The sequence below is a fragment of the Spirillospora sp. NPDC029432 genome (assembly GCF_040703975.1).
Taxonomy (GTDB): Bacteria; Actinomycetota; Actinomycetes; order Streptosporangiales; family Streptosporangiaceae; genus Spirillospora.
Genome location: NZ_JBEZWH010000021.1, coordinates 97225 through 112063, shown reverse-complemented (window position 1 = coordinate 112063; position 14839 = coordinate 97225). Strand labels below are relative to the sequence as shown.

The window sequence follows — 14839 nt, the reverse complement described above, 5'->3', positions numbered from 1 at the left end:
GCCCCGGCGGGCCGCGCCCGGTGGCGCTCAGGGGCCGGTGGCGGCCAGGGGCGGTCAGTACGCGTGCAGGCGCCGGAGCTTGAAGACGATCTCCAGGTCGTCGCGCCGCTGGACCGGGACCATCGGCGTGCGGCGGCCCCAGGGCGCCAGGTAGGCGCGGACGTTCTCGCTCGCGCAGCCGGGGCACGCGTGATCGCTCCAGGGGGTCAGGGACCGCTGCCCGTAGCGCTCGAACACCACCGCGTCACCGCCGTGGCCGTCGGCGCAGTGCCGGACCTCGTACTCCTCGTCCCAGGTCGTCTCGCAGTTCTGGCATTCGTAGACCCAGGTCTCGTGGCTCGACCATGGCTCGTGCACGGTCATCCACCCCCTCGGCGACCAGCCGCTTCGCGCTCGGGGCGTCGCCCGCCGGGCGCGCTGCCATCTTCCAGTATCCCCCCGCGGGCCGCGTCCGCCCGTGCCGCGGACCATGATTTTCCGGCTACTTGCGGGCGGCCACCACGGCGTCGTACACGGTCCGCTTGGGGAGGCCGTTCGCCTTGGCGACCTCGGAGATCGCCTGCTTGCGGGGCGTGCCGGCCTCCTCGCGGGCCGCGACGGCGGCCACCAGGTCGGCGGGCTCGGACAGGCCGGCCGGCTCGGGGGCGCCGCCGACCACGATCGTGATCTCGCCGCGGACGTTCTCGTCCGCCCAGTCCGCCAGCTCCCCCAGCGGGCCCCGGCGGACCTCCTCGTAGGTCTTGGTCAGCTCGCGGCACACGGCGGCGGGACGGTCCGCGCCGAACGCCGCGGCCATGTCGGCCAGCGTCCTGTCCAGGCGGCGCGGCGACTCGAAGAACACCATCGTGCGCGGCTCGGCCGCCAGCGCCTCCAGCGCCCGCGCCCGCTCGCCCGGCTTGCGCGGCGGGAAGCCCTCGAAGCAGAACCGGTCGGTGGGCAGCCCGGACACCACGAGCGCGGTGGTCACCGCGGACGGGCCCGGCAGCGCCGTCACCGGCACGCCCGCCGCCACCGCCGCCCGCACCAGCCGGTAGCCGGGGTCGGACACGCCGGGCAGGCCGGCATCGGTGATCACCAGTACGTCCCGGCCGGCCAGCAGCTCGCCGACCAGCTCCTCGGCCCGCGCCCGCTCGTTGTGGTCGTGGTACGCCACCACCTTCGCGGCGATCGGCACGTCCAGGTCGGCCGCCAGCCGGCGCAGCCGCCGGGTGTCCTCGGCCGCGATGATCTCCGCGCCGGCCAGCGCCGCGCGCAGCCGCGCCGAGGCGTCCTCCGGGCGGCCGATCGGCGCCGCCGCCAGCAGCAGGTTCCCGGTGGCCGGGCCGGTCCCGGCGGTGCTCGTCTCGTTCCCCGTCACCCCTCCATTCTGTCGGCCGCCCGCTCCGCCGCGGCCCGCCCCGTGCCGGAGGCGCCCGTACGATGTCGGGATGGCGATGACGGAACACGCGCCGGCACCGGCCTCCGAAGGCCGCCCCGCACCGGCCTCCCTGCGCGACTGGCTCGCCCCTCCCGTCCCGGGAAGCGCGCTGCTGGGCTGGCTGGGCCCGCTGCTGGTGACGCTCTTCGCCGGCTTCCTGCGGTTCGACCGGCTCGGCGTGCCCAAGGCGGTGGTCTTCGACGAGACCTACTACGCCAAGGACGCGCTCGCGCTGCTGAAGTTCGGCTGGGAGCACAACACCGTCAAGGACGCCGACAAGCTCCTGATCGCGAACCCGGACGCCCACATCTGGGCGAACGGGCCGTCGTTCGTCGCGCATCCGCCGTTCGGCAAGTGGATGATCGCCATCGGCGAGTTCCTGTTCGGGGCCACGCCGTTCGGCTGGCGCTTCACCGCGGCGCTGTGCGGAACGCTGTCGGTGCTGATCCTGTGCCGGGTGGCGCGGCGGATGACCGGGTCCACGCTGCTGGGCTGCGCGGCCGGGCTGCTGCTGGCGCTGGACGGGCTGCAGTTCGTGACCAGCCGCGCGGCGCTGCTGGACATCTTCGTCATGTTCTGGATCCTGGCCGGGTTCGCATGCCTGGTCGCCGACCGGGACCGCTCCCGGCGGCGGCTGGCGGAGAAGGTCGAGGCCGGGGACCGGTCGGAGCTCGGCCCCATGGTCCTGCACGGCTGGCGCATCGCCGCGGGCGTCTGCCTGGGGCTGGCGGTCGCGACCAAGTGGACCGGGCTGTTCTACGTCGCGGCCTTCGGCCTCATGGTGGTCTTCTGGGACTACGGGGCGCGCCGGGCCGCCGGAGTGCGCAGCCCGCTCCCCGGAACGCTCCTGCTGGACGCGGTGCCGGCGTTCCTCCAGCTCGTCGCGGTGGGCGCGGTCACCTACCTGGCCACCTGGTGGGGCTGGATCTTCCGGCCGGGCGGCTGGGGGCGCGGCGAGGTCGCCGACTTCGTGCTCGCGCGGCCGTTCGAGGCGATGGGCGACCTGTGGCGCTACCACGGGGAGATGCTCAGCTTCCACACCGGGCTGGACTCCGAGCACCCGTACCAGTCCTGGCCCTGGGACTGGCCGATCCTGCGCCGGCCGGTGGCCTTCTTCTACACCGAGCCCGACGGAAAGCTGTGCGGGGCCGAGCGCTGCTCGCGGGAGATCCTCGGGATCGGGACCCCTGCGCTGTGGTGGGGCGGCCTGATCGCGCTGGTGATGGCGGCGGTGCTCTGGCTGGTGCTGCGCGACTGGCGGGCCGGGGCGATCGTGCTGGGCTTCCTGGCGGGCTGGCTGAGCTGGTTCCCGTCGGCGTTCGGCGACCGCACCATGTTCCTGTTCTACGCGACGCCGATGCTGCCGTTCATGGTGCTGGCGATCGTCCTGGTGCTGGGGTACCTGATAGGCCCGGCGCAGAGCGCCTCGGTGCCGCGCGAGGTGGGGGGCGGGGCGCTGATGAAGGGGCCCGCCGCCGCCGTGGCGCCGCGGCGGGTGGCCGGTGCGGCGGCGGCGGGCGCCTTCGTCCTCGTCGTGCTGGCGAACTTCGCGTACTTCTATCCGATCCTGGCCGCCAAGGTCATGCCGTACGACGAATGGCACGCCCGGATCTGGTTCGGTACCTGGATCTGACGCGGGCGGCTACTTCAGCAGGGCCCGCATCTCGGTGATCTCCTGCCGCTGCGTCCGGATGATCGTCCCGGCCATCGCCTTGGCGGCCGGGTAGGCGCCCTTGGCCTGCTCGTCCTCCGCCATGGCGACCGCTCCCTCGTGGTGCTCGATCATCATGGTGAGGAACATCCGGTCCAGCCCGGCGCCGGTGGCCTTCTCCATCTCCGCCATCTGCGCGGGCGTCATCATCCCGGGCATCTCGTGGCCACCGTGACCACCGTGACCACTGCCCTGATCACCGTGGCCGCTGTCGCCGCCCTGCTCGGGCGGGACCTCGGCGCCCCACTGGCGCAGCCATCCGGTCATCGTCTCGATCTCGGGCGCCTGGGCCTTCTTGATCTTCTCCGCGAGCGCCTTGACCTCGGCGTTCCGCGTCTTCCCGATGACCATGTCGGACATCTGCACCGCCTGCCGGTGGTGCGGGATCATCATCTGGGCGAACGTCACGTCCTGCCGGTTGTGGCTCGCCTGGGACGCGGCCGTTCCGGTGCTCGCGCCCGTGGCGGGCGCGCCGGCGGTCCCGTCCTCGCCGCCGCACGCGGCCGTGCCCGCCAGCGTGACCGCCGCCGCGCCGATGATCAGAAGCTTCCTCTTCACGTCTGTCTCTCCCGTGTCATGGGCTGTTGAGGGCATGCCTGAGGAGCCGGTGCCGTGCACCGGTCCGGGGATGCCTGTCACAGCCGCAACACGGACAGCCGGTAGACGCTCGGCGGCCTGGGCGGGGGCCTGACCAGGAACGAGACCGCCCGCGGCGGCCGGGCGAGGAGGGTGAGCAGGAGGTTGCGGGCGCTGCCCCGTACGAGCGCGAGCACGAGCCCCACGAGCAGGGCGAGGCAGACGGTGCCCGCCATGCAGCCCGCCTCGTGCAGGCCGGAGTGGTCGGCATGACCGGCATGACCGGCATGACCTGCATGGCCGGAGGCGGCGGGGCCGCTCAGCGTCGCCTTGTCTCCGGCGTCCGGGGCGGCCGGCACGGTGGACTGGTGGTGGCCGTCGTACGCCCGTATGACCGGGGCGGCGCCGTGTACGGGGGACGGCGTCGCCGTGACCCCGTGCATCATGAACATGCCGGCGAGCAGGCCCAGGCCCATCAGGGCCAGCCACGCGGTTCGCGCCGCTTCTCGCCGGGTCATGGCCCCCAGGGTAGTGACCCGTTCAGGGGAGCCGGGCCGCGGGCGCGGCGGGCGCGCCCGCACGCCCGGCGGCGTCCGGCCGCAGCAGGCGGGAGCCGAGGAGGCAGCAGGCGAGGGCCAGCAGGCCGCCCAGGCCGGCGGCGGCGAACGCGCCGGGGACGCCCGCGAGGTCCTGGCCGAATCCCGCGGCGGCGGCCCCGATGGCGCCGCCCACGCCGAACGCGGCGACGACCCAGGCGAACGCCTCGGTCACCGTCCCGGCGGGGGCCAGCCGGTCGACGAGCGTGAAGCTGCACGCCAGCATCGGGGCGAGGAACAGGCCGCTGGCGAACGCCAGCACCGACATGGCCGGCAGGGCGGGCGCCCAGGCGAGCGGCAGGTAGCCGGCCGCGAGGGCGGCCATCAGCCAGGTGAACCGCCGGTGGTCCGCGCCGGGCCAGGAGGGGCGCGCGCCGTAGACCAGCCCGCCGGCGAGGGCGCCGAAGGACATCGCGGCCAGGAGCAGGCCCGATGCGAGGTCGTCGTGGGCGCGTTCGGCGTACGCGGTGGCGGCCACCGCGTACACGCCGAGGGCGATGCCCGCGCAGGTCAGGGCGGTGAGGACCACGCGCAGGCCGGGCGAGCGCAGCGGGCCCGCCCAGTCGGCCGCGCGGGGCTCGCCCTTCCAGGTGCGGGACGGGAGCGAGGTGGTGACGACGAGCGTTCCGGCGACGCCGAGCGCGCCCGTGAGCACGAGCGCGGTCTCGGTGTTCACCGCGGCGGCGGCCACCACGAGCAGCGGTCCGGCGGTGAAGAGGATCTCCTGCGCGGCGGCGTCCAGCGCGTACGCGGCCTTGACCTCGGCCGGGCCGGGCAGGACCCGGCTCCACAGCGCGCGGAGCCCGGCCTCCAGCGGCGGGGTGGCGAAGCCCGCCAGGACCACCGCGCCGACGGTCACCGGCAGCGGGTCGCCGCCGGCGAGCGCGAGCAGGACGAACCCGGCGGCCGACAGCCAGGCGGCGGGGAGCAGCACGCGGGGCTGGCCGTACCGGTCCATGGCGCGGCCGAGGACCGGCTGGCCCGCCGCCATGGCCAGGCCGAAGGCGGCGCCGAGCGCGCCCGCCAGCGGGTAGCCGCCGCCCTCGGCGCGCACGTGCAGGACGACGGCGAGCATGCCCATCCCGTTGGGCAGCCGGCCGAGCAGCGTGCCGCCGAGCAGGCGGGCGGCGTAGGCCACCCGGAGGAAGTCGAGGTAGGCGCGCATCCGTTCTCCGTACCGGGATGGTCATACGTATTACGTGTACCGTCATACGTACCACCTCAGGGGGCCGCGGATCTACTCTGTTTCCGTCCCGACCCGCGCTAGGAGGCACCGGTGGCGAGTGGGCCCAGGATCCGGAACGGGCGTCCTACCAGCAAGGACGTCGCCCAGGAGGCGGGCGTCTCGCAGTCCACGGTCTCGCTGGTGCTGGGCGGGAAATCGGCCGGGCGGGTCTCGCCCGCGACCGCGCGGGCCGTCCAGGAGGCGGCCGAGCGGCTCGGCTACCGGCCCAACGCCGCCGCCCGCAACCTGCGCCTCGGCACGACCCGTACGGTCCTGCTGGTCGTCCCCACCCTCACCGCGCCCTTCTTCGGCTCGGTCTACATCGGCGCGGCACGGGTCGCCGCGCGGCACGGGTTCGGCGTCGTGGTGTACCCGCCCGACGACGCGGGCCCGGACGGCGGTACGGCGGGCGGCCCGGCGGGCAGCCCGTTCGCGGCGGCGCACGAGGCGATCGACGGGATCATCGCCTCGTCCATGACCCGGGAGGCGCTGCGCGGGTTCGGCCCGACGCCGGTGGTGATGCTCGACAGCGGGCCGGCCGCCGCCGCGCCCACGGTCGACTTCGCCGTCGAGGACGGGATGCGCGCGGTCGCCGCCCATCTCGCCGCGCTCGGCCACCGGCGGATCGGCCATGTCGCGGTGGCGCTGGACGAGTGGACGTTCCGGGCCCGCGGCGAGGCGGTCGCCGCGGCCGTCCGGGCGCTGCCCGGCGGCCGGTACGACCGGGCGGCCGGGGCGATCGACGTCCACTCGGCCAGGGAGGCGGCCGGCCGGCTGCTCGACCTGCCCGTGCCGCCGACCGCGCTGGTCTGCGACGACGACCTGATGGCGGCGGGCGCGTACAAGGCGGCGCGGGCGCGCGGCCTGGACATCCCCCGCGACCTGTCGGTGACGGGGTTCGACGACGTCCAGGTGGCGGTGGCGCTGGAGCCGGAGCTGACGACCGTGCGGCTGCCGGCCCGGGAGCTGGGCGCGCAGGGCATGAGCGCGCTGCTGGACCTGCTGGAGGGCGGCCGGCCGGGGCCCCGCTCGCTGCCGGTGGAACTGGTCGTGCGCGCCTCGACCGCCCCTCCCCCTCCACGGGTATAGGGAGTCCATGGGGGACACGGGGCCGCACACCAGGATGTGGCGGAACGGACGGCTGGAGGCCGCGGGCTTCCCGCCGTCCGAGCTGCCGGAGCGGCTCCGCGAGCCCGGCACGGTGCTCTGGCTCGACCTGTGCGACCCGCGGGAAGAGGAGCTGGAACCCGTCGCGGACGCGCTGGGCCTGGACCCCGTCGCGATCGAGGACGCCGTCTCCTCCCATGAGCGCACCAAGCTCGACCACTACCGCGACTACGCGTTCCTCAACGCCTACGCCCCCGAGGTGACCGGGGACGAGATGGTCATGCACGAGGTGTCGGCGTTCGTCTCGGACCGGATGCTCGTCACCGTCCGGCAGGGCACCGGTTTCGACGTGGACGCCCTCGTCAGGCGGTGGGACGGCGGGCCCGAACCGCCCGGGGCGCCCCGTACGGTCCTGCTTCTGTACGGGCTGCTGGACATGCTCATCGACCTCCAGCTCGACGCGGCGCAGGCGCTCGACGACGAGGCCGACGCGCTGGAGGACCTGATCTTCGACGCGGAGGCGGCCCCTGGCCGGGAGATCCAGCGGCGCGGCTTCCGGCTGCGCAAGGACCTGGCCGCGCTGCGCCGGGTCGCGCTGCCGATGCGGGAGATCGTCAACGCGCTGCTGCGGCATCCGGACCGGACCGTGCCGGAGGCGCTGGTCCCGTACTTCCAGGACGTGTACGACCACGCGCTGCGCGTCGGCGAGTCGACCGACGGCCTGCGCGACCTGGTCGCCAACCTGATGGACACGCGGGTGGCGATGCAGGGCAACCGGCTCAACGAGGTGATGAAGAAGATCACCAGCTGGGCGGCGATCATCGCGGTGCCGACCGCCGTCACCGGCTGGTACGGGCAGAACCTCCCGTTCCCCGGCTACGGCAAGCAGTGGGGGCTGGCCGTCAGCGTGGCGCTCATCGCCGGCTCGATCGGCGCGCTGTACGCGGTCTTCAAAATCAAGGATTGGCTGTGAGCCCGTCGGCGGCGGCGTCGCCGTCCAGGAGCCGCCGCACGTCGCCGGCCTCGGCGACGCCGAGCCCGCCGTACAGCTCCAGCGCCTCCTCCCAGCGGCGGCGCGCGCCGGCCGGCTCGCCGAGCGCGGCCAGGACCCTGCCGAGGACGGTCAGCGCGCGGCCCTGCTGGTACTCGTCGCCGATCTCGCGCCCGACGGCCAGCGACTTCTCCGCGCTCGACCGGGCCTCCAGCGGCCGGCCGAGCAGCAGCCGGGTCTCGGCGATCCGCAGCAGGACGTACGACTCGCGCGCCCGCAGGCCCTGCGACCAGCAGATCGCCAGCGCGTCGTCGAAGCGGGCGAGCGCCTCGTCCAGGCGGCCGAGCCCGCGCAGCGCGATCCCGAGCGTGTAGAGCGCGTACGCCTCGCCGGCGCCGTGCCCGCCGGCGCGGGCCAGCTCGCGGGCGCGTTCGGCGGCCGGGACGGCCCTGGCGGCGTCGCCGGTCTCCACGTACGCGTACGCGAGGTTGCCGGTCCGCTCGGCCTCGCCCGCCGCGTCGCCGAACTCGCGGCCGAGGGCGAGCGCGCGCTCGATGTGGCCGATGGCCTCCGCGGCGGCGCCCTCGTAGAACGCCACGTGCGAGAGCAGGTCGAGGGCCGGGAGCAGCAGGGCGCGGTCGCCCGCCTCCTCGCACAGCGCGGCGGTCCGCTCGCCGTGCTCGCGGGCCTCGGCGAGCCGGCTGGTGTGGGTGAGCACGCGGCCCAGCTCCAGCCGGGCCCGCGTCTCGACGCGGGCGTCGCCGCGGCGCAGCCCGGCGTCCAGCAGGGCGCGCGCCGCCGGGAGCGCCTCGTCCCAGCGGAAGGTGTCCTCCAGCAGGGGGTCGAGGGCGACGAGGAGGTCGGCGGCCTGGACGAGGGCGCCCGGTCCGGTGGCCGCGTCCCCGGCGACCTGCCTGATCACGGCGAGCAGGTCGGCGAGGAATCCGGACGTCCAGGCGCGCGCCTCGCCGGCGTCGCGGAACTCCCGCCCGCCGGTGTCCTCGGGGACCGGCGCGCCGGGCCGGAGCAGCCGGACGGTGCCGCGCTGGGTGGCGAGCGCGAACCGCAGCAGGCGGCGCAGCGCGGCGTGCCGCTCGCCGTCCTCGCCGGGCAGCCCGCGGGCGAACAGCCACAGCAGGTCGTGGTACCGGTAGCGGTCGGGCGCCGGCGCGTCCAGCAGGCCCAGATCGATCAGCGTCTCCAGGATCCGCTCGGCCTCCGGGGCGGTGGTGCCGAGCAGCGCGGCGGCGCCGTCGAGGCACAGGCAGCTGGTCTCGGGGACGGCCAGCAGCCGGAACGCGCGCGCGGCGGCCGGGTCGAGCTGGTCGTATCCGAGCCGGAACGTCGCCTCGACGCCCAGGTCGCCGATGCGCAGCTCGGCCAGCCGCCGGCGGCGGTCCGACAGCCGTTCGGCGAGCGACCGGATCGACCAGCCGGGCCGGGCCGCCAGCCGGGCCGCCGCGATCCGCACGGCCAGCGGCAGGAAGCCGCACAGCGCGACGGTGTCGACCACGGCCCGCCGCTCCTCCGCCGCCCGCCGGCCGACGATCCCGGTGAACAGCGTGATCGCCTCGACCGGGTCCAGGACGTCCAGGTCCACCGCGCGCGCCCCGGGCAGCCCGGCCGGGCGGGCCCGCGACGTCACGAGGACGGCGCAGCCCCGCGTCCCGGGCAGCAGCGGGCGGACCTGGGCGGCGTCCCTGGCGTTGTCGAGGACGATCAGCACCCGCCGGTCGGCCAGCACCGACCGGAACAGCGCCGACCGCTCCTGCTCCCCTTCCGGTACGGCCGAGCCGGGCACGCCGAGCGCGCGCAGCAGCTCGCCCAGCGCGACGGTGGGCGGTACCGGGCGCCCGCCGGTGCCGAGCAGGTCGATGTAGAGCTGGCCGCCGGGGTAGGCGTCGCGGACGGCGTGGGCGACGTGCACGGCGAGCGCCGTCTTGCCGACGCCGCCGACGCCGGACACGGCCACGACCGCGGGCGCCGGGCGGTCCTCCCGCGACAGCCATCCGGTCATCTCCCGGACGAGCGCCGCGCGGCCGGTGAAGTCGGCCAGGTCGGCGGGCAGCGACGCGGGCCGCTCCACCGGCGCGCCGGCCGCGGCCGCCGGGGGCGCCGGGGACGGGGCGGGCGGGGCGAGGGACGGGTCGTTGCGCAGCAGCCGCGCGTGCAGGTCGCGCAGCGCGGGGCCGGGGTCGACGCCCAGCTCGGCGGCCAGCGTGCGGCGCGCGGACTCGTACTCCCCCAGCGCCTCGGCCTGCCGCCCGCACCGGTACAGCGCGGTCATCAACAGCCCGCGCAGCGGCTCCCGCAGCGGGTGCTCGCGGCTCAGCGCGGCCAGCTCGCCGACGATCTCGTGGTGCCGGCCCAGGCCGAGGTCGGCCTCCAGGCGCTCGTGCAGGACGGCCAGCCGGCGTTCGGCGAGGCGTTCCCGGGCGATCTCGGCGTACGGTCCAGGCAGGCCGGGCAGCGGGGCGCCGTCCCACAGGTCCAGGGCGCGGCCGAGCAGCTCCCGGGCGCGGGCGTGGTCGCCGCGGTCGCGGGCGCGGCCGGCCTCGGCGGCCAGGCTCTCGAAGACTTCGGCGTCCAGCATGCCGGGGACGGCGCGGAGGGCGTAGCCTTTCCCGGTCGAGACCAGGACTTCGGGGACGGCACGGTCGGTCTCGAGGACCTGGCGGAGTCTGGAGGCGTACGTGCGCACCGTTCCCACGGCACGGGCGGGCGGGTCGTCTCCCCACAGCGCGTCCACCAGGCCGTCGACCGACAGCGTCCGGCCCCGGCCGAGCAGCAGCGCGGCGAGCATCGCGCGCTGCTGCGGGCCGCCGAGCGCCAGCTCTCGGGCGCCGCGCCAGGCGCGGACGGGCCCGAGGACGGCGAAGCGCGGCGCGGGGGTGCTCACAGCAGTGGAGTCTCTCATCCGGATTTGACGATCTTCGATGCGACCAGCGGGCCGACGCCCGCCGGGCCGCCGTTTATATCGCCGCATATGGTGCTTTGCAATGGAAATGCTCCCGGTTCCGCTCACGTTCGCCGTCCTCGGCCCCCCTCGGGCCTGGCGCGGCGGCGCCGAGCTGCCCCCGGGACCGCCCCAGCAGCGCGCCGTGCTGGCCGCGCTGCTGCTCAGGGAGGGCCGGCCCGCCACCGCGCAGGAACTCGTCGACGCCGTCTGGGGCGAGGACCCGCCGCGCCGCGCGGTCGGCGCGCTGCGCACCTACGCCGCGCGGCTGCGCCGCCTGCTGGAACCCGCGGCGGACGGCGCGTACGAGGTCCTGGTGTCGGTCGGCGACGGGTACGCCCTGCGCGTCCCGGACGGCGCACTGGACGCCACCGCGTTCGAGCGCGACATCGCCGCCGCCGAGCGCGCCCGCGCCGCCGGCCGCCCGGCGGAGGCCAGGGACCTGCTGCGCGCCGCGCTGGCCCGCTGGCGCGGCGAGCCGCTGGCGGGCGTGCCCGGCCCGTACGCGGGGGCGCACCGGCTCCGGCTGCTCGAACGCAGGCTGGCCGCCGTCGAGACCCGGCTCGGCCTCGATCTGGAGCTGGGCGGCGGCGCGGAGCTCGTCCCTGAGCTGACCGCGCTGGTCGCCGAGCATCCGCTGCGCGAGCGGCTGCGCGGCCTGCTGATGCTCGCGCTGCACCGCGCGGGCCGGCACGCGGAGGCCCTGGACGTGTACGCCGAGACCCGCCGCACGCTGGTCGACGACCTGGGCATCGAGCCCGGCCGCGACCTGTCGGACCTGCACCGCCGGCTGCTGTCCGCGCCCGCCGGACCGGCCGGGCCGGAGCCGCCCGCCGTGCCGCCGGCCGGGCCGCCCTCCGGGAGGAGGCTGCCGGCGCAGCTGCCCGGCGACGTCCCCGACTTCACCGGCCGCGGGCGGCTCGTCGGCGAGCTGCGCGGGACGCTGCTCGCCGCACCCCGCCGCGCCGTCGCGGTCACCGCGCTGTCGGGGCCGGGCGGGGTCGGCAAGACGGCGCTGGCGCTGCATGTCGCGCACCAGGTCAGGGACGGCTTCCCGGACGGCCAGCTCTACATCGACCTGCGCGGCGCCGGCGACGACCCGGCCGACCCGCATCCGGTGCTGGGCGCGTTCCTGGAGGCCCTCGGGGTGGAGCGGAACGCGATCCCGGCCGGGCTGCCCGAGCGGGCCGCCCTCTACCGCACCCGGCTGGCCGGGCGGCGCGTCCTGGTCCTGCTGGACGACGCCCGCGACGCCCGCCAGGTCAGGCCGCTGCTGCCCGGCTCACCGTCCTGCGCGGTACTGATCACCAGCCGGTCCAAGCTGGGCGGGCTGGGCGCCCGGCCGCTGGACCTCGACGTGATGGAGCCCGCCGAGGCGCGGGCGCTGGCCGCCCGGATCGTGGGGGCCGAGCGGCTGGACGCCGAGCCCGCCGCCACCGCCGAGCTGCTGGCGGCCTGCGGGCGGCTGCCGCTCGCGGTGCGGATCGTGGCCGCCCGGCTGGCCGCGCGCCCGTCCTGGACGGTGGCGGCACTGGCGGCCCGGCTGGCCGACCGCCGCCGCCGGCTGGCCGAGCTGCGGGTCGCCGACCTCGCCGTGGAGGCCGCGTTCCAGCTCGGCTACAACCAGCTCGACCCGGCACGGCGGCGGGCGTTCCGGCTGCTCGCGCTGGCGGAGGGCCCGACGGTCTCCGGCGACGCCGCCGCGGCGCTGCTCGGCCTGCCGCTCACGGACGCCGAGGAGCTGTGCGAGTCGCTGGTCGACGTCAGCCTGCTGCGCTCGCCCACCGCCGGCCGGTACCGCTACCACGACCTGCTGAAGCTGTACGCGCGGCAGCGGGCCGAGCGCGACGAGCACCCGGACGACGCGGCCGCCGCCCTGCACCGGCTGTTCCACTTCTACCTGGCCACCGCCCGCCGCGCGCACCTGCTCGTCGAGCCCGGCGACGGCCGGGCCCGCAACGCGCTGCTCCCGGCCGCGGCGCCCGGCCTGGAGTTCGCCGGCCCGGAGGCGGCGCGGGACTGGTTCTTCGCCGAGGCGCCCGCGCTGTTCGCCGTGATCGGCCAGGCCGCCCGCACCGAGGCGGCGCTCCCGCTAGCGGCGGACCTGCTGCTGCTGACCGGCACCTTGGTCGACTCGGGCGTGCATGCCCGGGAGTGCGAGCGGGCCGCGTACGCGGTGATCGACGCCGCGTGGGAGCTCCGCGACCCGCACGGCGAGGGCCGCGCCCACCTGCACCTGGGCGAGATCTACTACAACGCCGACCGGCTGGACGACGCCCGCGCGGTGAGCGAGGTGGCGCTGCGCCGCGGGCGGGAGACCGGCGACGTCTGGCTCGCCGCCACCGCGCTGGTCCTGCTCGGCCGCTGCGCGTTCATGGCCGGGCGGCGGGAGGAGTCGCTGCGCCGCCACATCGAGGCGCTGGACGCGTTCCGCAAGCTCGGCGACCGGCACGGGGAGGGCCGTGCGCTGGGCTCCCTGGCCCGCGCGCTGCTCGCCCTCGGCCGCCCCGACGAGGCCCTCGCCGCCGCCGAGCACGGCGTGGCGCTGCTCCGCGAGCACGGCGGCGGCCACCGCCGCGGGTACGCCCTCTACCAGCTCGGGATCGTCCTGGACGGCGCCGGCCGCGGCCCGGAGGCGATGGCCTGCCTGGGGAAGGCGCGCGACGCGTTCCGGGCGCACCGCAACCGGCGGTGGGAGGGGCTGGCGATGTTCCGGATCGCCGAGACGCGGCTCCGCCTCGGCCGCCCCTGCGAGGCGGCCCTGGCGGCCGAGGAGGCCGAGGAGGCGCTGCGCGTCCTCCGCGAGACCGGGCACGTCTGGGGCCAGGGGCAGGCGCTGCGCGTCCTCGCCGACGCCCTGGACGGCACGGACCCCGCCGCCGCCCGCACGCACCGCGGCCAGGCGCTGCGGCTGTTCGAGCGGATCGGTGTCGCCGACGCCGAGGCCCTCCGCGGCCGCGTGGCGACCTAGCCCGATATCCGTTCGCGTATCGGTTTCTGACCCATCACCATATTGGACCCTTCTCGCCTGGATCTGGTCTGCTCTCTCCGTGATCGTCGCCGCTCCCGCCTCCGCCTCCGCGCCCGCCTCCGGTCCCGCCCCGCCCGGGGCGGGCGACCGGCGGGTGATCGTGACGATGGTCGCCGTCCAGTTCGCCACTTGCGTGGGCTTCTTCGGGGTGATGGCGCACCTGGTCGCGCACCTGCGGCACGACCTGCACCTGCTGGCCGGCACGGTCGGGCTGATCATGGGGGTGCGGCTCGGCGTCCAGTACGTGCTGCTGCTGCCGGTCGGCGCGGTCACCGACCTGCTCGGGCCGCGCCGTACCGGTGTGCTCGCCTGCGCCCTGCGCGCGCCCGGCTTCGTGCTGCTGGGGACGGCGACCGAGACCGGCCCGCTGCTCGCCGCGGCCGTGGTCATCGGCGCGGGCGGCGCGCTCTACAACCCCGCCGCCCAGAGCCTGCTGGCGGGCGTGTCCCCGGAGCGCCGCGCCGCGGGATTCGCCGCGTACGTCGCGACCCAGCACATCGGGACGATCGCGGGCCCGCTCGTGGGCCTCGGCCTGCTGGCCACCGGTCCCGGCTTCCCCATGGTCACGGGCGCGGCCGGCGCCACCTGGGTGGTCGCCGGCGTCCTGTTCCTCCTCATGCCGCGCGGCACGCGGCAGGCCGCGCCGCCGCGCCCCCGCGACGTCCTCACCGGGGTGCGGGCGGTGCTCCGCGACCGCCGGTTCCTGCTGTTCGCGGTGATGACCGCGCCCACGACGCTGCTCGCCAACCACATCATGACCGCCGTGCCGAACCTCGGTTTCGCCTCCGGCGTGGCGACGCTGTCGTTCAGCGCGATGGCCGCCGTCGCGGCCGCCGCCCAGCCGTTCGTCGCCGCCGGGGGGCGCGGCGAGCACCCCTGGGTGCTGCGCGCCGGCCTGCTGTGCGCGGCGGCGGCGTTCCTGGTGCTCGCACCGCTGGACGGCACGGAGAACGGCCCGCTGGTGCTGGCCGCCCTGCTCAACGGCGTCGCGAACGGCCTGGTGCAGCCGTCGATCTTCCAGCGCGCCGCCCGGCACGCCCCGCCCGGCCGCTTCGGCTCGTACTACGGCGTGCTGGCGTCGTTCGCGGGCCTGTTCGCGTGCGCGGGCGACCTGGTGATCGGCCGCCTGTTCGATCTCGGCCCGGCAGGCGCGGCCGGCGCGCTCACCGGCGTCGCCGCGTTCGCGCTGGTGGCGGCGTTCGGCACGCGGGGGCCGTGATGGGCGGGCG

The 14839-nt window shown here is 76.5% G+C and carries 11 protein-coding genes; 5 read left to right on the top strand and 6 right to left on the bottom strand.

Features of this window, described 5'->3' with window-relative positions:
• Positions 1–54: 54 nt before the first annotated feature.
• Both AB0881_RS19180 and rsmI read right to left on the bottom strand, forming a co-directional pair.
• The gene (locus AB0881_RS19180; RefSeq protein ID WP_366618277.1) at positions 55–363 is read right to left on the bottom strand and encodes a hypothetical protein; all 309 of its coding nucleotides are present in this window, start codon (positions 361–363) and stop codon (positions 55–57) included.
• A gap of 118 nt (positions 364–481) precedes the next feature.
• Positions 482–1357, bottom strand: coding sequence for a 16S rRNA (cytidine(1402)-2'-O)-methyltransferase (gene rsmI / locus AB0881_RS19175; RefSeq protein ID WP_366618276.1), 876 nt, complete (start codon positions 1355–1357; stop codon positions 482–484).
• Between the two features lie 70 nt (positions 1358–1427).
• Here rsmI and AB0881_RS19170 point away from each other — a divergent pair, with 70 nt between their 5' ends.
• The gene (locus AB0881_RS19170; protein ID WP_366618275.1) at positions 1428–3050 is read left to right on the top strand and encodes a phospholipid carrier-dependent glycosyltransferase; all 1623 of its coding nucleotides are present in this window, start codon (positions 1428–1430) and stop codon (positions 3048–3050) included.
• A 9-nt stretch (positions 3051–3059) separates the two neighbouring features.
• Here the strand turns inward: AB0881_RS19170 and AB0881_RS19165 are convergent, their stop codons facing one another.
• The 3 genes from AB0881_RS19165 to AB0881_RS19155 form a co-directional block, all read right to left on the bottom strand.
• A complete protein-coding gene (locus tag AB0881_RS19165; RefSeq protein WP_366618274.1) occupies positions 3060–3686 on the bottom strand; it encodes a DUF305 domain-containing protein in 627 nt (208 codons plus the stop codon).
• Positions 3687–3763: 77 nt separating this feature from the next.
• Complete coding sequence (locus AB0881_RS19160; protein WP_366618273.1) at positions 3764–4222, bottom strand: hypothetical protein; 459 nt, start codon at positions 4220–4222, stop codon at positions 3764–3766.
• A 22-nt stretch (positions 4223–4244) separates the two neighbouring features.
• Positions 4245–5465, bottom strand: coding sequence for an MFS transporter (locus AB0881_RS19155; RefSeq protein WP_366618272.1), 1221 nt, complete (start codon positions 5463–5465; stop codon positions 4245–4247).
• A gap of 111 nt (positions 5466–5576) precedes the next feature.
• Here AB0881_RS19155 and AB0881_RS19150 point away from each other — a divergent pair, with 111 nt between their 5' ends.
• Complete coding sequence (locus AB0881_RS19150) at positions 5577–6614, top strand: LacI family DNA-binding transcriptional regulator (RefSeq protein ID WP_366618271.1); 1038 nt, start codon at positions 5577–5579, stop codon at positions 6612–6614.
• Between the two features lie 7 nt (positions 6615–6621).
• Positions 6622–7605: a magnesium transporter CorA family protein gene (locus AB0881_RS19145; protein WP_366618270.1), complete on the top strand. Its 984-nt coding sequence runs from the start codon at positions 6622–6624 to the stop codon at positions 7603–7605.
• On the opposite strand, the gene AB0881_RS19140 is transcribed toward AB0881_RS19145, so the two are convergent.
• Positions 7589–10522, bottom strand: coding sequence for a BTAD domain-containing putative transcriptional regulator (locus AB0881_RS19140; protein WP_366618268.1), 2934 nt, complete (start codon positions 10520–10522; stop codon positions 7589–7591). The genes AB0881_RS19145 and AB0881_RS19140 overlap by 17 nt on opposite strands.
• Positions 10523–10622: 100 nt before the next feature.
• Between AB0881_RS19140 and AB0881_RS19135 the strand changes: the two genes are divergently transcribed.
• Together AB0881_RS19135 and AB0881_RS19130 are read left to right on the top strand one after the other, a co-directional pair.
• Positions 10623–13550, top strand: a complete 2928-nt coding sequence (locus AB0881_RS19135) for a BTAD domain-containing putative transcriptional regulator (protein ID WP_366618267.1) — start codon at positions 10623–10625, stop codon at positions 13548–13550.
• A 79-nt stretch (positions 13551–13629) separates the two neighbouring features.
• Positions 13630–14829 (top strand): MFS transporter, encoded by a 1200-nt coding sequence (locus AB0881_RS19130; protein WP_366618266.1) that lies wholly within the window; start codon positions 13630–13632, stop codon positions 14827–14829.
• Positions 14830–14839 lie beyond the last annotated feature (10 nt).